The following is a 17,256-nucleotide window of genomic DNA, read 5'->3' on the forward strand; positions in this document are numbered from 1 at the left end:
GTTTTTTTTCAAAACTGATCTTAGCCTCTTAGAATCTCAAAACCTTAGAAACTAAAAAATAAAAAGTTGCTACAGAGACCTTAGAATCTTAGCATCTTAGAACCTCAGAACCTTAGAAATGGAAATAAAACTATTTTGCCCGGCAACTATCGCAAATCTCTCGTGCGGATTTGATGTACTTGGACTTTGCTTAGATAATGCAGGCGATGAAATGATTGTTCGAAAAGTCGATCAAAAAGGAGTTCGAATCACTAAAATTGTGGGTGCCGATCTGCCTATGGAAACCGAGAAAAACGTTTCTGGAGTTGCGGCTTTGGCAATGCTTGAAACTTTAGGCGATTTGGATTTTGGATTCGAAATCGAAATTTACAAACACATAAAAGCGGGAAGCGGAATTGGAAGCAGTGCTGCAAGTTCTGCGGGAGCGGTTTTTGGAATTAATGAATTATTAGGAAGACCTTATTCTCGTAAAGATTTAGTTCAGTTTGCGATGCAGGGCGAGAAATTAGCCAGCGGAAATGCGCATGCAGATAACGTTGCTCCTGCCCTTTTAGGCGGATTTACCTTGGTAAGAAGTTATGCTCCGCTTGATATTATCAGAATTGACGGTCCAGAAGAATTGTACGCAACGGTTGTTCATCCGCAAATTGAGTTGAAAACGTCTGACGCACGTTCGGTTTTAAAACAAAACGTTTCGCTGAAAAGCGCCATTATGCAATGGGGAAATGTAGGCGGACTTGTAGCGGGTCTTTATACCAAAGATTACGATTTGATTGGAAGATCGCTTCATGATGAAATCGTTGAGCCTTTAAGAAGTGTTTTAATTCCGGGATTTGATCAAATCAAACAAACGGCTTACGAAAACGGCGCTTTAGGTTCTGGAATTTCAGGCTCAGGCCCATCGATTTTTGCTTTAAGCAGAGGAAAAGAAACCGCTGACCAAATCGCAAAAGCCATGAGCGAAGTGTACGAAAAAATGAGTTTACCGTATGAAATTCACGTTTCGAAGATTAATCCTGATGGTGTGAGAATTATATAACACGAATTTCACGAATTTGCACGAATTGATTTGTGAAATAATTTAAACAAAAAGGAAAAACACAACGTTTGTCAGGCTGAGCTAATATATAATTGAAAATATAAATTATTGAAATAAAAAATAGTACCACAAAGCTTTGCGATCTCTGCGTTTTCAAAAGAAACCAATTCTTTGCGCTCTTTGCGGTTAAATAAAAAAACAACCAATGAAATACTATAGTTTAAACCACAATGCCCCAAAAGTTTCTTTTCAGGAAGCTGTTATACAAGGATTAGCGAGTGATAAAGGATTATATTTTCCAGAAAATATCACTGCTTTAGATTCTTCGTTTTTTGATAAGATCGAAAGTTTAAGCCACGAAGAAATTGCTTTTGAAGCGATTAAACAATTCGTTGGCGACGAAATACCTACAGACAAATTAAAAGAAATCATTGCCGATACTTTGGTTTTTGATTTTCCTGTTGTAAAAGTAGAAGATGGAATCTATTCATTAGAATTATTTCACGGACCAACAATGGCTTTTAAAGACGTTGGAGCACGTTTTATGTCGCGTTGTTTGGGATATTTCAATAAAGACAAAAAAGACGCTAAAAACACTGTTTTAGTAGCCACTTCTGGAGATACAGGCGGAGCTGTTGCGAGCGGATTTCTTGGCGTTGACGGTGTTGATGTTGTCATTTTATATCCGTCAGGAAAAGTGAGCGATATTCAGGAAAAACAATTGACTACTTTAGGGCAAAACATAAAAGCGCTTGAAGTTGACGGTGTTTTTGACGATTGTCAGGATATGGTAAAAAAAGCATTTCTTGATGAAACTCTGGCGCATAAAAACCTAACCTCAGCAAACTCTATTAATATTGCGCGCTGGTTACCGCAAATGTTTTATTTCTTCTTTGCTTACAAAGCGTTGAAAAGCCAAAACAAACCGTTAGTTTTCTCTTGCCCAAGCGGAAACTTCGGGAATATCTGCGCCGGAATTATGGCAAAAAAATTAGGTTTGCCAATTGAACATTTTGTAGCGTCTACAAACGTAAACGATACGGTGCCAAGATTCTTAGAAAACGGAAAATACGACCCAAAACCTTCTAAAGCAACAATCTCTAACGCCATGGATGTTGGAAACCCAAGTAACTTTATTAGAATTCAGGAATTGTACAATAATGACTTAAAAGCTTTCGAAAAAGACTTTTCTTCTTATAGTTATACTGACGAAGAAACACTTGAAGCCCTAAAGAATATTTATAACACAGACGGTTATATCGCAGAACCACACGGCGCTGTTGGTTATTTAGGTTTGAAAAAAGAACTGGAAAAACACCCTAACGCGATTGGTATTTTCTTAGAAACAGCGCATCCTATTAAGTTTTTAGATGTTGTTGAACCTGCCTTGGGAATTACACTTCCTATTCCTGCTCAAATTAAGAGTGTTATTAATGAGGAGAAAGTTAGTGTGAAGATTGGGACTTATGAGGAGTTGAAGGATTTCTTGGGGTAAAGTTTTTTCTTTTATAAAATTTGAAATTGTAAATACAGATTATAAAAATCCGAAAAATCACATAATCTTTTCTATTTGTAAACTTGTAAAATAAAAAATAAATGTATATTTACTTGAAATTATGACACTTATTTAAAAAAACTTAAGTTGTCTAGTTTAAATTAATATATAGCTTAAATTCACAAATATAGTTATGCAGATACCTGAACAAGAGATTTTCAATATTTCTATAGTCATAATTGGAAGTTTCAATCCGAGAATTTTTCAACCAGAATGGCTCGTAAATAAAAAATTGATTAGGGAATCCGAAGGCGATCCAGAAAATTTAAAAATGGTTCACGCTGATTTGACAGTTATTGAAACTGATGAATTTAAACTTGAAATAAGACCTTCAAGACTTGAATTACAAACATTTCAAGAGTCATATCGGGAACCTTTAAAAGATCTGTGCGCAAGTATTTTTCAACTACTAAGTGAAACTCCTATCTCTGCTTTTGGAATAAATTATGGAAAGCATTTTAAAATGCAATCTGAAAAAGAATATGTAAATTTTGGATATCATCTTGCTCCCATAAATAAAACATTTGATTTTATAGAAGATCCTAGATTATTGGAGATCATAATTACTGATCAAAAACCCGAAAAGACAAAAAACACACCAACTAAAAATATAAAAATTTTTCCTTCCGACCTGATACCAGCCAGAGGAGTTGCTATAAATGTAAATAGTCATTATGATGACTTTTTTGATGGCAGATCATTTTCTGATTTTTTATCAGCAAACTGGGAATCTATTCTAAACAACTCTGAAAATATAATAATGGAGATATGGAAAAAATACAATTAGGTCACAGTATGTCAAAAAAGCATTGGGCATTGGACAATGATTCTATTGGAATATTATCTACAAATTATTCTAAGGAAGATGTTGAATCGGTCAATCAGCAAATTAATGCTGAACCCAATAATACACAAACTGAAAAAAAAACAGTCAATATAATCAAGACGGAAGTTAATAGATTAAAAAAAATGAACATTGAAGTTCCTTATACTCATGTAAATAACAGATTTAATATCTTTAAAAGAAAGGTATATACTAAAAACAATAAAACTTGGAAAGGTGTAATTGTAGACATCAATTACCCCATATTTAAAGCTAAACTATACGATTTAGATAATCATTGTGGAACATATGAGATTGCATCCTTTAACATAAAAACGGATATTACGGAACAGGATCATGAACTAATAGATTTAGGTGCCATTTTTTATTGGTCTATTGGAAATATAATACAAAATAAAACTCAAACGAAACGTTCTGAAATTCGTATGAGACGTTTGGCGGATATTACTGTTAAAGAATTTGATGAACTCCATGACAGCTTAGATACTCAATACGGTAACATCAATTGGGTTTAAATATGATTGGACCAAAAAAAAATGAAGTTGAAATAACTTTAATTGGAACTGGAGGCGGATATGGTGAATGCATCTTAATAAAGTTAGGAGAATCAGATTGGCTCATTGTTGATAGTTGCATAAATCCTGAGACAAAAGAACCATTACCAATTGAGTATTTAAAATCAATCGGTGTAGATTTTACAAATCAAGTAAAACAAGTAATTTGCACTCATTGGCATGATGATCATATTAAAGGAATGTCTAGAATATTAGAACTCTGTCCTAATGCTGATTTTTCCCCAACAAGAGTTAATGACATTCCAAAATTTCTTCAATTTATAGGCTTTGATGAAAAAATTAATTCACAAAGAGGCTTCAGATCCACAGAAGAGTTTAGTAAATGCCTTAAAATCCTGAATAAGAGAACAAAAAAAAATATTGCACGAAGATTAAACGCAGACACTGTAATTTATCAGGGAAAAATCGATGCAACTTTTTTTGAAATATATGCTATATCTCCATCAGAAAGTGTTGTAACAAATTTTGATAAAGAAATTGGTAATTTAATTGAGATCGTAGCAAAGAAAAAACGCACAGTAATTCACAAAAAACCAAATGAAACTAGTGTGGCTATTCTTGTAAAGTTTTTAGATCAGCGAATTATTTTAGGAGGTGACCTAGAAGTTGGAACAGATCCTAATGAAGGATGGCTAGATGTACTTAATAATGTAAAAGTTATAGATCATATAAAGGCACAACTTTTTAAGCTTCCACATCATGGTTCAGAAAACGGCTATGACATTCGAATATTCGAAAAGCTAATAGAAAAGAATTCTATTCTAAAATTGACTCCATGGAATCATGGAAGTAAATTACCAACAGGAGAAATGATTGATAATTATACAGTACATTCTTCAGAAATTTTTATAACGTCACCAATAATATCCAATAAAAAACCAAAAGCAAAACAACGGTCAAAAGAAATATCAAAAATAATTCAAGATTTTAATAGAACTTTAGAGGAAGTAAAATTTACTGAAGGAATTATAACATCTCGCTTTGATTATATTAATCCCACAGGATGGCATACACAAATATATAGAAATGCATATAAAATTGGCGGTCAATGAAAAAAAATGCATAGTTGTCTTATTTAATCGCGCACCTTTTGCTAGCGAGAGCGTTCTGCTCAATAACCAACGAAATTTTTCAAAAAAACAAATACTCATAAGCTGGACGTTCGCGCTAGTAATTGAACATAAATAAAAAAGAGACCAATAAAAAAGGTCTCTTTTCAATTTAATATATCTTTAAAAACATTTATTTCCCGTTCAATAACTTCTCCAAATATTCCACTTTATCTTTTTCAGCTTGCACCAAACGTTCGTAAAGTTCAACAACTTTATCTAAAGGATTAAAAGTACAATTTGTCGCAAAAATACTGCCTGTAGTAACAATATTATCATGAAAACTATTAAAGTAATTAATAACAGCTTCATCTGAAAAATTTTTAATCGCATCAACAGAAACATCAAGAGCTTTTGCTATCTCAATTAGTTTTTGTTCGTCAACCGTTTCGCTGTTTTCAATATTCGAAATGGTCTGTTGGGTTATTCCTAAAGCAAATGCCAGTGCATCCTGTTTCATATCTTTAAGCTCCCTGATACGGCTTATATTTCTGCCGATATGTTTTGGTTTTATTGCTATACTCATAATTCAAAGATATTTAAAATTCTTAAACGAAAATAGATTTCCGTAAAAAACAAACCTATTTTTGTAAGATACCCTTTTCATAACCAATGCGTATGAAGCCGAGAGACTTTATATAACGTCAGTAATTAATCAGCAATCGAAAAAGTTGCCAAAACTCCTTTATGATCAGACGGCCAAATACCATTTGGTTTCAAAAACGTATCTCCGTCCTGAGTCTCCACTCCTTTTCCTTTTACAATACTTGCCGTTGGTCCAACAATTACAGTATCTGTCAGCGAGAGTTTTTTATTTGGATAAAAATAGATAAAATCAATACGATCTCTTTCGTCCGCGTCTTTTGCCCATAATAGTTTTGACAATTCCACATCTGTATTATAAGCCGGCCAAGTAAATCCTGGATTTTTAACCGGATCAGGGTATTTTACTCGATAAGCGTCTAGAAAACCGCTATTTTTAAGCGTTACACTGTTATGCCACGATATAATAACGCCGTTATGATCGTATAAATCTTTTGTTGCTGCTGTCCAATCTAAATGCGAAGGTTCGTTAAAATCGCCTCCTAAAAGCACTAGATTTCCTTTTTTACGTTCGATTTGAGCATCTTTTACAAAAAGTGCTATTTCTTCGTCACGCTGTGAATCAATATTTTGTTTCAGAATTTTTTCGGTATCTAAAATGGGTTCTGGTAATTTTTTCCAATTAACTCCGTCGTAACCTCTTGGCAGATAACAAGCATAATGTGTATAATCTAAATGTGCGGCATACACGGCAGCACTAGTTTTCTTGTTTAACCTAATCATGCATTTTATTAGCGATTCTGAACTTATTGATGTCGTAGATTCGATAGGAAATTTAGACAAAATAACAGCATCTGTTTTAAGGCTCGAGCCATAAAAAATCTTGCCTTTGGCTTTTAAAGCTTCTAAAATATGCGGTGTAAACAATACTTCTTTATAATTACGTATTTCACTCAGCAAAACAATATCCGCATCAGATTGAAGAATTACGTCTACAATCGCGTCAAATCCTCCCTTTACTGTAGTTCCTTCGTGCCAAGTATTTAATGACAGCACTTTTAACTCTTTCTTAAAATTATCTTCCGTCAAAGACTTCACACCAAAAGCTGACACAGAACTAATTGCCGCTCCAAAAAACAACAAAGAAACAAGGAATAGTATTTTATTTTTCATTGAATATCTTAAAAAATTAGATTGAGTTTTTCTCTCGTCTACATTATTGATTTGCTAAATTCAAATATACATCATAATACAAATCAAGAGAAATAGTTGTTAAAAATTAATACAAAAATAGCTTCAATCAAAAAACGTTTGTATTTTGGCTAAAGCAATTCTTCAATATTGTAATTTTGTTTTTCCCGATAAAGCAGAAGGCAATTCAATTTTATAAAATACAACCCAATTTATAATGATTACCAAAGCAGCACTACAAGATATTCCCGCATTAGTAACTTTAATTAACTCTGCCTACAGAGGAGAAACTTCTAAAAAAGGCTGGACAACCGAAGCGCATTTACTGGAAGGAAAAAGAACTGATGAAGAAGAAATGACCGAAATTTTGCAGGATCCTAAAAACACGATTTTGAAATTTACGGAGAATGATAAGATTATTGGTTCGGTTTTATTAGTCGAAAAAGGACATCAATTGTATTTAGGAATGTTGACAGTTTCGCCTGAACTTCAAAATAGCGGAATTGGGAAAAAGCTTTTGGCTGAAGCCGAAATTCATGCTAAAACTCTTGGTTTATCCAGCATTATTATGACGGTTATTTCGGTTCGTGAAGAACTCATCGCTTGGTACAAACGACACGGTTATGTTGATACTGGCGAAAGAGAAGCTTTTCCTGAAAGCGGCGTACATATAACGGTTTCGGAAGAACCTTTGGAGTTCTTTTGCCTCGAGAAAAAGATTTAAGTTTTTTACCGCGAAGAAATAAAGACACCACATTTTTTTACAGTATAAGTTATTCTAAAAGCAGGATCAATTATGTATTTAAAAACTTGAAGTCTTATTAAAAAATATTAAACACATAGAAACATAGATTTTATGTGTAAAAAAGGATACAAAAAGAAATATATTTCTTTCACATAGAAGGCTATATGCATTTTAAATAAGTGAAACGCCTTTTTTACGTAAACAAAATCTATGTTTCTATGTGTTAAAATAATTTCACCCAACGGATTAAAAATTTTAATATAATGAACATACGTTTTTTGCCTAAAAAAAATGTTACTGCTTCTATTTGGAGCGGCGGATTGACATATGAATATACAATATATCCGAAAACAGCAAGTTATGCCGATAGAGATTTTGTATTTAGAATAAGCAGCGCTACCATAGACGAAGTTCCTTCAGAGTTTACCAAATTTAAAGGCTATTACCGATACTTGGTTATGCTCGATAACAGCTTGCATATTGAGATAAACAAAGAAAAAAAAGTATACGAGAAATATGAAATCATGGAATTCAATTCGGATGATGAAGTGACTTCTTATACAAAAGGGATTGATTTTAACTGGATGATTTCTGAAAAAATACCTCATCACAAACTGGAAATAACAAATGGTAATCAGAATTGTGATGCTCAAATACTACTTTTATTTTCTTTACAGACAACCGTTATTACAATTAATGAGAAGCATTACTCTTTAGAACCGTATGATTTATTGGTGATTGAAAATCAAGAAAAGGAAAATGTAATACTTGATTTTTCTACTGAATGCCTTTTTGGAATGCTGGATTTTTAATCTGATCCTGTATTGGGTTTAAAAGTTTAACCGCAAAGTTCGCAAAGGTTTACGCAAAGCTCGCAAGTTTTTTTTTCTCGAAATCCCGATAGCTATTGAGAATAAAGTAGCAAAGATCTTTTGATACAGTTCCATACAGTTTGTCATTTCGATCCCGAAGCCTCGGGATCGAAATGACAAGATTGGGGATAAATGCATTAAATAAAACCTTTGTCGCTTTGAACCTCTGTGCCTTTGAGCCTTACAAAACTAATTCCTCAAACAAACGCTGAATTGTTTTCTCTAAATCCTGACACAAACCTGGATGTGGTCTTGACGTTTGAATCGCCGAACTTCTAATTGCGGTCAACCATCGAAAACGCTCTGGAATATCGAATTCTGCAATTGGTCCGCCGTCTTTGGCTCCGTTTGTGATTTTTTCTAATGAAGTCAAATTACATTCTAATTGTTCGATATCAAAATCGTCAGAAAGCGCTTGAATTTTTTCTTTATTAAGATGAAAAAGTACTTTTATAAATTTGGCTTTTTTACAAAATAAAATAATTCCGATATTCAGGAATTCTTCGCGTTCTACCCTTGGTACAACTCGAATCACGGCATACTCATATAAGTGATTATCTTGCATTTTGAGCCTGATTTACAAAGATTTCTGAATTTTCTAATCTGGTTTTTAAAAACTGCAAATACACATTTCTTAAACCTTCGGGCGTTTCATCGGTATCTTCCCATTGCAGCCATTCGAGCGGAATTGTATTTACAATATCTTCTAAAATTTCTGTTGTTAAAAGCGCTTTAAACTCGGCGTCAACTTCTTTTAAAAGTGAAGCCTGCGGCAATAAAACGTGATCTTTTATTAATGCAAACGGACTTTTGGCATGTTGTTCCCAATTGTTCCAAGAATGATGAAAATACAAACAAGCACCATGATCTATGAGCCATAGTTCTTTATGCCAAATCAGCATATTGGTATTTTTAAAAGTTCTGTCAACGTTTGTAATATAGGCGTCCAGCCACACGATTTGTGAAGCCAATTTGGCATCGACAGTGGTTACAACTGGATCAAAAGTAATGGCACCTGATAAAAAATGAAGCGCAAGATTCAATCCTTGACTTCCTTGCAGTAAATCCTGAATTTCTTCATCGGCTTCGGTTCTTCCAAAAGCTTCATCAAGGTTAGCAAAAACCAATTCTGGCAGTTGCAATTTTAAAGCTTTTGCAATTTGTCCGCCTACTAATTCGGCTATAAGGGCTTTTACACCGTGTCCGGCTCCTTTGAATTTTAAGACGTATTTAAAATCATCATCGGCTTCTGCCAAAGCGGGCAAAGATCCGCCTTCGCGCAAAGGCGTAATATAACGAGTAACATTTACCGTTCTAAGATCGAAGTTGTTTTTCATTTTTTTAAAGATTCAAAGATGCTAAGTTTCTAATCTTTGATAATACAAACTTACGATTTTTGATTTTAGATTGTAGAAAGCAGATTTTAGATTTTTCCCCTGTTCACGCAGATTTTGCAGATTTATTCCCTTTGTGTCATCCTGAGCGAAGTCGAAGGACTTCACATTACAATTAGTCTTCGACTTCGCTCAGACTGACATTTGTAATTATATACATTTTGAAACAATACTGTACACAAAAAAAGTACAACATTATCTGATTAACATATTTTCTAATTATCTAATTCAAGAAAAGCTTTTCCTAGATATTTAATAATTGTAGAAGCGGTAAAAGACTCATAACCTGTTTTTGGTAAAGCTAAATCGGCTGTTAATCCGTGAAGATAGACGCCTAGTTTTGCTGCATATTTGGGCTCATAACCTTGTGCAAGCAGACTTGTAAGGATTCCGGTTAAAACATCTCCGCTTCCTGCGGTGGCAAGAGCAGCATTTCCAGTTGTGTTTTGGTAAATTTCAGATTTATTGATGATAAAAGTCGGCGCGCCTTTCATTACTACAATCACTTTATATTTCTCTGAAAATGCAATTGTTTTTTGAAATTTTTCGGAATCTGAATTCCATTTACCTATTAAACGTTCCAGCTCTTTTGGATGCGGCGTTAAAATGGTGTTTTCTGGAACTAATTCAAACCAAGATAGATTTTCGGCTAAAATATTTAAGGCATCTGCATCGATAACTAAAGGTGCTTTATTGATTCTTAAAAATTCAAATAAAGCTTTTTGTGTTCCGAGTTCCTTCCCTATTCCTGGTCCAATGCCAACTGCCTGCGGAATTAACGGTAAATGAATGTTAGTAATGAAATTTGTATTTTCGTCTGTAACTGTCATTACTTCGGGAATTGAGATTTGAAGAATCTGATAACCGCATTTTGGGATAAAAGTCGTTACGAGTCCGCATCCTGATTTTAAACAGGATTTTGAGGCCAAAACGGCGGCTCCAATTTTTCCGTAACTTCCCGCAATAATAACGGCATGGCCTTGAAGTCCTTTGTGTGTATGAGGATTTACAGGTTTGTATACTCTTAAAGCTTCCTCTTTTGTGATTAAATACGGAGATTTCATTTGATGCTTTTTTATTTTAAACACATAGAATCATAGCTTTTCTTTGCGAATAATGGCGCTTCACTTGTTTGAACAAACATAGCTGATTATAAAAACTTTGTATAAAGGATTCTTTTATGTTTCTTGATTAAAGTTACATAAAAAATCGAAAGCACGAATATTTCTTTTAAACGATCAGCCCTAGCCCTGATAACAGCGGCATCCTTTTACTTTTTTCTTTAAAAAGTAAAAGATATAGCGGATAGCAGGAAATAGCTCCTAATCATTGCGAAATTTATAATTTATACCATTCAAATTTGATATTTTTTAAATAAATTTGCGATTCAATTTTATAAAACAACACAATGAAAAATACTGCGCTTACGCACATACATGAGAGTTTGGGAGCAAAAATGCTGCCTTTTGCAGGTTACAATATGCCTATTACATACGAAGGTGTAAATGCTGAACATGAAACAGTTCGAAACAGTGTGGGCGTTTTTGACGTTTCGCATATGGGCGAATTTTTACTTACTGGTCCAAATGCTTTGGCTTTGATTCAGAAAGTAACTTCAAACGATGCTTCGACTTTGACAATTGGAAGAGCTCAATATTCTTGTCTGCCAAACAATGAAGGCGGAATTGTAGATGATTTGATTGTATATAAAATGAAAGAGGAAGAGTATTTACTTGTTGTAAATGCTTCGAATATCGAAAAAGACTGGAACTGGATTTCATCTCACAATGATTTAGGTGTTGAAATGAAAAATCTTTCTGATGATTATTCTTTATTGGCAATTCAAGGACCAAAAGCGGTTGAAGCAATGCAGCCTTTGTCGTCATTAGATTTAGCTGCAATTCCATATTACCACTTTGAAGTTGGTGATTTTGCAGGTTTTAATGATGTAATTATTTCTGCTACTGGATATACTGGTTCTGGCGGATTTGAAATTTATTGCAAAAATGCAGATGCTGAAGCAATTTGGAATAAAGTTTTTGAAGCTGGTGCAGCTTACGGAATCAAACCTATTGGACTTGCTGCCCGTGATACTTTACGTTTGGAAATGGGATTCTGTTTATACGGAAACGATATTAACGATACAACTTCTCCTCTTGAAGCTGGTTTAGGATGGATTACTAAATTCACTAAAGATTTTACAAATTCTGAAAGTTTGAAAAAACAAAAAGAAGCTGGTGTTACAAAAAAATTAGTAGCTTTTGAAATGCAGGAACGTGCGGTGCCAAGACACGATTATGAAATCGTTGATGCTCAAGGTGAAGTAATTGGTATTGTAACTTCTGGAACAATGTCTCCTTCTATGAACAAAGGTATTGGTTTAGGATATGTTACTGTTGCTAACAGCGCTGTTGACAGTGATGTTTTTATTAGAATTAGAAAAAATGATGTTCCTGCAAAAGTGGTGAAACTGCCTTTTTACAAGAAATAATATTTTCCTAAAATATTTAGAAAATGCATTACAAATTGTAATGCATTTTTTTTTGGCCAAAAATTAAAGTATTTACAAGAAAAAGTGATTTAATCTGCGTTATTTTCAAATGCATTTATGGCTGTTAAAAACATTTATTCGAATGTAAGATTTTTTAGAAAAAACGTAATTTTTATGAAAAAATAAACGTAATTTTAGTCTAAACGAAGATTTTCGATTTATGAAAAAAATAGTATTAGTATTGATGTTAACTGCCAACGTTCTATTTAGTCAAAATAGTGACAACACCTGCGAAATACTAAACAAAATAAATGCGACAATCCAAGCAGAACACCTACGTCCGAAACCAGTCGATGACAGTTTATCAGTTTTTGTTTTTGACAATCTAATTAATGAATTAGATCCCTCTCGAAACATTTTTTTTAAGAATGAATACGATGAAATGGCCGCAAAATATCGTTTAAACTTAGACGATTTAATTCTAGAAAACGACTGCAGTTTTTTGACTGACATTACATCAAAATACATCGCTGGATTAGAAAGAACAAAAAGTATTCTTGAAAAAATTCAAGCTGCACCTTTTGATTACAGTAAAAAAGACACCATTAGATTCTACAAAAAATCATTTCCTTTCTATTTGAAAAAAGAAGATTTAGAGAAAGTATGGCGAAAAAAAATACACTATCAAATTCTTGATGATATGGCAGAAACAAGCGATAATTTAGATTCTATTAAAGCCAATTTTAAATCTATAGAGGCAAAATCTAGAAAATTGATTTTATCAAATGAAATCTGTCGTATTAATACGCTGTTAGAAACCAAAACGAATCAAAACGAAAATCTTTATAATTTTTTCTGCACCTATTTTGATCCGCATACAGCCTATTTTAGCGACGATTCTAAATCGAGCTTTGTTGCGTCGTTGTCCAAAGAGCATTTATCATTAGGAATGACGGTAAACCTTAATGAAAAAAATGAAATTATTGTACAAGAACTTGACCCAAATGGTCCTGCATATCAAACTGGCCAGATAAAAAAAGGCGATCAAATCGTTTCGGTTTCTAATCAAAAAGAAACGCTTCAGGTTTCGTGTGCTTCATTAGAATCTATTTCGACCATGATTTTATCTGAGGCGAATAAGAGCTTGACTATTACTCTTAAAAGGAATTCAGGTAAAAGTTTTGAGGTTTACATTGAAAAGCAAGTAATGAAAGATGAAGAAAATTCGGTTTTCAGTTTTATAATTGGCAAAGACAGTAAAATTGGATATATCAAAATTCCAAGTTTCTATGCTGATCTGGATGGAAACAGCCGAAAAGGCTGCGCTGATGATGTAGCCAGAGAAATTATAAAATTAGAAAGAGACAATATCAAAGGTCTTGTTATAGATTTAATAGATAATGGCGGCGGTTCTATGGAAGAAGCCATCAAACTTGCCGGAATGTTTGTTGATTATGGTCCGCTTTCGATTGTTATCGACCATACTAAAGAAAAATCTATTATAAACGACCCTTTTAAAGGTGTGATCTACAAAGGTCCAATTGTAATTTTAGTAAATAGTAATACGGCATCGGCCAGTGAATTTTTCTCTTCTATCATGCAAGATTATAACCGCGCACTTTTAGTAGGCAGCAGTACGCTTGGCAAAGCAACTATGCAGACGATTCTTTCGCTTGACGAAACAAAAAATACAGACTTTCTAAAAATTACGATTAATAAATTTTACCGAGTAACAGGAAAAAGTCATCAATATATAGGTGTTACACCAGACGTAGTTCTTCCTGAGTTTTATGAAGATGTTTATCAAAAAGAAAGCGATTTTCCAACTGCTATTAAAAATGACAGCATTACTTCAACGCTAAAATACCGCCCGTATGTAAAACGAGCTTTAATTGATAAACTAGCCAAAAACAGTAAGGCAAGATTGGCTGATAATTTTTATTTTAATGATATTAAAAAAATCAATCTAAAAATCGATCAACTGGTAAACACTCCAAAAGCTGAAGTACCAATGACGATTGATGCTGTTTTTAATCAGAAAAAAATAGTAAATTCTTTGTGGAAAGAAATCAATACTTTTAATGACGAAAATAATCCGCTGGACGTTTACAACTCCACTGTAAATCAGTATTTATTGAGTGCATATCCTAATGACAAAACAATAAATCAGTACCAAATGGATCATTTAAAAATAAATCCATATCTAAACGAAGCGGTTAATATTATAAATGACTTTAATTCTTCGAAATAAAAGTTTTTTGTTCCAAGTTTTTTTGTTTCAAGTTTCGGGTTTTACACATAGCGTGCTAAATTTTACGCAATATTGTACCAACTTGAAACTTAAAACCTGAACCTCAAAATAAATCAAAAAAACTTAAATTTTGATTTTGGAAAAATTAAGGAATAACCGTATTTTTGCATCACAAAAACTAAAAATTAGAAATGGGAAGAGCGTTCGAATTTAGAAAAGGAAGAAAAATGAAACGTTGGTCAGCAATGGCTAAAACATTTACCAGAATTGGTAAAGATATCGTTATGGCAGTTAAAGAAGGCGGTCCAAACCCTGATGCCAATTCTAGATTAAGAGCTGTTATACAAAATGCAAAAGCCGCAAACATGCCGAAAGACAATGTGGAGCGCGCGATAAAAAATGCAAGTAATAAAGATACTGCCAACTATAAGGAAATTTTATTTGAAGGATATGCGCCTCACGGAATTGCAATCTTGATTGAAACTGCATCTGATAACAATAACAGAACAGTTGCTAATATTCGCAGTTATTTTAACAAATGCAACGGAACTATGGGAACTCAAGGTTCTGTTGAATTCATGTTTGACCACACTTGTAACTTTAGAATTGCAAACAACGGTCTTGATGCTGAAGAATTAGAACTTGAATTAATTGATTTTGGTGCCGAAGAAGTTTTCGAAGATGAAGACGGAATCTTAATCTATGCTCCTTTTGGAAGTTTTGGTGCTTTGCAAAAAGAATTAGAAAACAGAGGACTTGAAATTTTATCATCAGGTTTTGAGCGTATTCCGCAAATCACTAAAGAATTAACAGAAGCTCAAATCGCTGATGTTGAAAAATTAATCGAAAAAATTGAAGAAGATGATGACGTAATGAACGTTTATCACACTATGAAAGAGGAATAGTCTTTTCTTTTTATATTACAAAATTGAACTCCAGAGAAATCTGGAGTTTTTTTTTACTTATTAATGAAAATCAGCTCGTAAATAACCGTCAGTCAAAGTTTTCTAATCTTGTTTTTCATTGTAATAAGTCAATCATAGTAATCTTTAAATTTAAATGTCAATTTCTTATTGCTTCAGAAATTAATATTTTAACACTATTTTTTTCATTACATTATATATTCATATTTTAAAAGTATCTTACATTTAAAGTCTTAGACTGTATCAAATTTCCGTTTTCTTAAAGTAGATTTGTATTTAAATGATGCAAAGTCGGTCTCGAAAGTTTTCGGGATTGCGCAGTATTTTTAGAAGATATCCATAAAAAATGAGAAAATTAAATCTATATCCAAGAATGGGTGACTCAAATATGAGACACATCGAAAGTATCATTAGTGAAAACTTACCTGAATATTTTAAAGACTTTTTAAAATTAAATGGAGGATTATGTCATTATGAGAGATATTTTGTAGATCATGACAAAACTGTCTGGGAAGTTAAAAATTATTTAAACTATGCTGATTTGTTTAAACTTACCGAAGAGTTTCTTCAAAATTATCATCGCAAACTCATTCCTTTTGCTTTAGATATGGGAGGATGGCATTTTTGTTTATGTCTAGATCAGGGTCAAAATTATGAAACTATCTTAGTCAACCGCTGGACAGATTATCTTCCTGAAGAGCAATTTTTAAAAATTGCAGATAGTTTTGAAGATTTTATAAATGGGTTAAAGATTGAAGAGGAAATAAATTTATAATGATTTATTAATTTTTAAGTTATGAAACTTTATGTACCGAGAAAATTAAGAGGAAGTTGGCATTTTGACAGCAATAAATACGATTATGATTATGACATTTCACCATACCCTGAGATTAGATCAGATTTAAAAATCATATTAACTATTCTCATCGAATCGCAATTATTAATTCCAAAATTATTAGACGGTAAGAATCAAAAATTGGAATATAAAAACATCGACGATTTAATCTCTTTAATAGAAAAAGATAATTATTTACAAACCTGTTTTGAGTTTGATATTAGTGGGGACACGGTAATATATACCGAAAAAGGTGAAGAAATACATTCAAGTATCTTTTGCCTGCAAAGCTTTCGTACGTTTCAGCAAAGTTTCGTATTATCAACAAAGTCTGATATCTGGATGCCAATGTCTTTTGACGAAAATAGTCATTCATATATTTGGAATCTGGAACGATATAATTTAAATAATCATAGATTGTCATCTGTTTTAGAAAAAATAAATAAAAGTTTAGGCTGGGAGAACGAAAATCTATTACAAAAAGAATTTAATGAAAGGGGGAGTTTACAAATTGGATATGATATTTTTCTATCTCAAGAAGTACTAATAAGAGAATATAAAGAGAATCCGAATCCTGATTTTAACATAAATGAATACTTAGCAAAAATGGAAGTTTAATTTTTCTCTATCGCAATAATTGCCCCATTAACGTAATTTTTAAATTTAAACTTCAATTTCTTATTGTTTTAGAATTTAATATTTTAACTCTATTTTTTTACTACTTAAATGTTTACATATCAAAAGCACTTAACATTTAAAGTCTCAGACTGTATAAAATTTCGGTTTTCTTAAAGTAGATTTATATTTAAATGATGCAAAGTCAGTTCCTAAAGCTTTCCGGATTGCATAGTCTTTTCTTTTTATATTATAAAATTGAACTCCAGAGAAA

Annotated in this window: 17 protein-coding genes; 12 read left to right on the plus strand and 5 right to left on the minus strand. The window is 32.8% G+C overall.

Features of this window, described 5'->3' with window-relative positions:
* The first annotated feature begins 118 nt into the window (after positions 1 to 118).
* The 5 genes from B0A81_RS11450 (at position 119) to B0A81_RS11470 (ending at position 5,065) form a co-directional block, all read left to right on the plus strand.
* Positions 119 to 1,039 carry a homoserine kinase gene (locus tag B0A81_RS11450; RefSeq protein ID WP_089058159.1) on the plus strand — a complete coding sequence of 307 codons (921 nt, stop codon included), beginning with the start codon at positions 119 to 121 and terminating at the stop codon, positions 1,037 to 1,039.
* A gap of 205 nt (positions 1,040 to 1,244) precedes the next feature.
* Positions 1,245 to 2,534 carry a threonine synthase gene (thrC, locus tag B0A81_RS11455; protein ID WP_089058160.1) on the plus strand — a complete coding sequence of 430 codons (1,290 nt, stop codon included), beginning with the start codon at positions 1,245 to 1,247 and terminating at the stop codon, positions 2,532 to 2,534.
* Between the two features lie 193 nt (positions 2,535 to 2,727).
* Positions 2,728 to 3,381, plus strand: coding sequence for a hypothetical protein (locus B0A81_RS11460; RefSeq protein ID WP_089058161.1), 654 nt, complete (start codon positions 2,728 to 2,730; stop codon positions 3,379 to 3,381).
* The gene (locus B0A81_RS11465) at positions 3,363 to 3,953 is read left to right on the plus strand and encodes a hypothetical protein (RefSeq protein ID WP_089058162.1); all 591 of its coding nucleotides are present in this window, start codon (positions 3,363 to 3,365) and stop codon (positions 3,951 to 3,953) included. Before B0A81_RS11460 ends, B0A81_RS11465 begins: the two co-directional genes overlap by 19 nt.
* 2 nt (positions 3,954 to 3,955) lie before the next feature.
* Positions 3,956 to 5,065 (plus strand): MBL fold metallo-hydrolase, encoded by a 1,110-nt coding sequence (locus B0A81_RS11470; RefSeq protein ID WP_089058163.1) that lies wholly within the window; start codon positions 3,956 to 3,958, stop codon positions 5,063 to 5,065.
* A 190-nt stretch (positions 5,066 to 5,255) separates the two neighbouring features.
* On the opposite strand, the gene B0A81_RS11475 is transcribed toward B0A81_RS11470, so the two are convergent.
* Together B0A81_RS11475 and B0A81_RS11480 are read right to left on the minus strand one after the other, a co-directional pair.
* Positions 5,256 to 5,648, minus strand: a complete 393-nt coding sequence (locus tag B0A81_RS11475) for a helix-turn-helix domain-containing protein (protein ID WP_089058164.1) — start codon at positions 5,646 to 5,648, stop codon at positions 5,256 to 5,258.
* Between the two features lie 125 nt (positions 5,649 to 5,773).
* Positions 5,774 to 6,838, minus strand: coding sequence for an endonuclease/exonuclease/phosphatase family protein (locus B0A81_RS11480; RefSeq protein WP_089058165.1), 1,065 nt, complete (start codon positions 6,836 to 6,838; stop codon positions 5,774 to 5,776).
* Positions 6,839 to 7,073: 235 nt separating this feature from the next.
* Between B0A81_RS11480 and B0A81_RS11485 the strand changes: the two genes are divergently transcribed.
* Together B0A81_RS11485 and B0A81_RS11490 are read left to right on the plus strand one after the other, a co-directional pair.
* The gene (locus B0A81_RS11485) at positions 7,074 to 7,580 is read left to right on the plus strand and encodes a GNAT family N-acetyltransferase (protein ID WP_089058166.1); all 507 of its coding nucleotides are present in this window, start codon (positions 7,074 to 7,076) and stop codon (positions 7,578 to 7,580) included.
* Between the two features lie 284 nt (positions 7,581 to 7,864).
* Positions 7,865 to 8,413, plus strand: coding sequence for a HutD family protein (locus B0A81_RS11490; protein WP_089058167.1), 549 nt, complete (start codon positions 7,865 to 7,867; stop codon positions 8,411 to 8,413).
* A 241-nt stretch (positions 8,414 to 8,654) separates the two neighbouring features.
* Here B0A81_RS11490 and B0A81_RS11495 read toward each other — a convergent pair whose 3' ends face one another.
* The 3 genes from B0A81_RS11495 to B0A81_RS11505 form a co-directional block, all read right to left on the minus strand.
* Positions 8,655 to 9,038: a DUF3037 domain-containing protein gene (locus B0A81_RS11495; RefSeq protein ID WP_089058168.1), complete on the minus strand. Its 384-nt coding sequence runs from the start codon at positions 9,036 to 9,038 to the stop codon at positions 8,655 to 8,657.
* Positions 9,028 to 9,810, minus strand: coding sequence for a HipA family kinase (locus B0A81_RS11500; RefSeq protein WP_089058169.1), 783 nt, complete (start codon positions 9,808 to 9,810; stop codon positions 9,028 to 9,030). Before B0A81_RS11500 ends, B0A81_RS11495 begins: the two co-directional genes overlap by 11 nt.
* 272 nt (positions 9,811 to 10,082) lie before the next feature.
* Positions 10,083 to 10,931, minus strand: coding sequence for an NAD(P)H-hydrate dehydratase (locus B0A81_RS11505; protein ID WP_089058170.1), 849 nt, complete (start codon positions 10,929 to 10,931; stop codon positions 10,083 to 10,085).
* Positions 10,932 to 11,275: 344 nt separating this feature from the next.
* On the opposite strand from B0A81_RS11505, the gene gcvT reads away from it, so the two are divergent.
* The 5 genes from gcvT (at position 11,276) to B0A81_RS11530 (ending at position 16,985) form a co-directional block, all read left to right on the plus strand.
* Complete coding sequence (gene gcvT, locus B0A81_RS11510) at positions 11,276 to 12,358, plus strand: glycine cleavage system aminomethyltransferase GcvT (RefSeq protein WP_089058171.1); 1,083 nt, start codon at positions 11,276 to 11,278, stop codon at positions 12,356 to 12,358.
* Between the two features lie 220 nt (positions 12,359 to 12,578).
* Positions 12,579 to 14,609 (plus strand): S41 family peptidase, encoded by a 2,031-nt coding sequence (locus B0A81_RS11515; protein ID WP_089058172.1) that lies wholly within the window; start codon positions 12,579 to 12,581, stop codon positions 14,607 to 14,609.
* Positions 14,610 to 14,800: 191 nt separating this feature from the next.
* Positions 14,801 to 15,514, plus strand: coding sequence for a YebC/PmpR family DNA-binding transcriptional regulator (locus B0A81_RS11520; RefSeq protein WP_026729302.1), 714 nt, complete (start codon positions 14,801 to 14,803; stop codon positions 15,512 to 15,514).
* Between the two features lie 364 nt (positions 15,515 to 15,878).
* Positions 15,879 to 16,307 (plus strand): SMI1/KNR4 family protein, encoded by a 429-nt coding sequence (locus B0A81_RS11525; RefSeq protein WP_089058173.1) that lies wholly within the window; start codon positions 15,879 to 15,881, stop codon positions 16,305 to 16,307.
* Between the two features lie 21 nt (positions 16,308 to 16,328).
* Positions 16,329 to 16,985, plus strand: coding sequence for a hypothetical protein (locus B0A81_RS11530; protein WP_089058174.1), 657 nt, complete (start codon positions 16,329 to 16,331; stop codon positions 16,983 to 16,985).
* The last annotated feature ends 271 nt before the right edge of the window (positions 16,986 to 17,256 follow it).

The sequence above is a fragment of the Flavobacterium plurextorum genome (assembly GCF_002217395.1).
GTDB classification, from domain to species: domain Bacteria; phylum Bacteroidota; class Bacteroidia; order Flavobacteriales; family Flavobacteriaceae; genus Flavobacterium; species Flavobacterium plurextorum.

What these genes read in the sequence shown, in the direction of transcription:
- thrC (WP_089058160.1), top strand. Translation starts at nt 1,245, where the DNA reads ATGAAATACTATAGTTTAAACCACAATGCCCCAAAAGTTTCTTTTCAG.
- B0A81_RS11480 (WP_089058165.1), bottom strand. Translation starts at nt 6,838, where the DNA reads ATGAAAAATAAAATACTATTCCTTGTTTCTTTGTTGTTTTTTGGAGCG.
- B0A81_RS11525 (WP_089058173.1), top strand. Translation starts at nt 15,879, where the DNA reads ATGAGAAAATTAAATCTATATCCAAGAATGGGTGACTCAAATATGAGA.
- gcvT (WP_089058171.1), top strand. Translation starts at nt 11,276, where the DNA reads ATGAAAAATACTGCGCTTACGCACATACATGAGAGTTTGGGAGCAAAA.
- B0A81_RS11495 (WP_089058168.1), bottom strand. Translation starts at nt 9,038, where the DNA reads ATGCAAGATAATCACTTATATGAGTATGCCGTGATTCGAGTTGTACCA.
- B0A81_RS11450 (WP_089058159.1), top strand. Translation starts at nt 119, where the DNA reads ATGGAAATAAAACTATTTTGCCCGGCAACTATCGCAAATCTCTCGTGC.
- B0A81_RS11485 (WP_089058166.1), top strand. Translation starts at nt 7,074, where the DNA reads ATGATTACCAAAGCAGCACTACAAGATATTCCCGCATTAGTAACTTTA.
- B0A81_RS11500 (WP_089058169.1), bottom strand. Translation starts at nt 9,810, where the DNA reads ATGAAAAACAACTTCGATCTTAGAACGGTAAATGTTACTCGTTATATT.
- B0A81_RS11530 (WP_089058174.1), top strand. Translation starts at nt 16,329, where the DNA reads ATGAAACTTTATGTACCGAGAAAATTAAGAGGAAGTTGGCATTTTGAC.
- B0A81_RS11475 (WP_089058164.1), bottom strand. Translation starts at nt 5,648, where the DNA reads ATGAGTATAGCAATAAAACCAAAACATATCGGCAGAAATATAAGCCGT.
- B0A81_RS11465 (WP_089058162.1), top strand. Translation starts at nt 3,363, where the DNA reads ATGGAAAAAATACAATTAGGTCACAGTATGTCAAAAAAGCATTGGGCA.
- B0A81_RS11460 (WP_089058161.1), top strand. Translation starts at nt 2,728, where the DNA reads ATGCAGATACCTGAACAAGAGATTTTCAATATTTCTATAGTCATAATT.
- B0A81_RS11470 (WP_089058163.1), top strand. Translation starts at nt 3,956, where the DNA reads ATGATTGGACCAAAAAAAAATGAAGTTGAAATAACTTTAATTGGAACT.
- B0A81_RS11505 (WP_089058170.1), bottom strand. Translation starts at nt 10,931, where the DNA reads ATGAAATCTCCGTATTTAATCACAAAAGAGGAAGCTTTAAGAGTATAC.
- B0A81_RS11520 (WP_026729302.1), top strand. Translation starts at nt 14,801, where the DNA reads ATGGGAAGAGCGTTCGAATTTAGAAAAGGAAGAAAAATGAAACGTTGG.
- B0A81_RS11515 (WP_089058172.1), top strand. Translation starts at nt 12,579, where the DNA reads ATGAAAAAAATAGTATTAGTATTGATGTTAACTGCCAACGTTCTATTT.
- B0A81_RS11490 (WP_089058167.1), top strand. Translation starts at nt 7,865, where the DNA reads ATGAACATACGTTTTTTGCCTAAAAAAAATGTTACTGCTTCTATTTGG.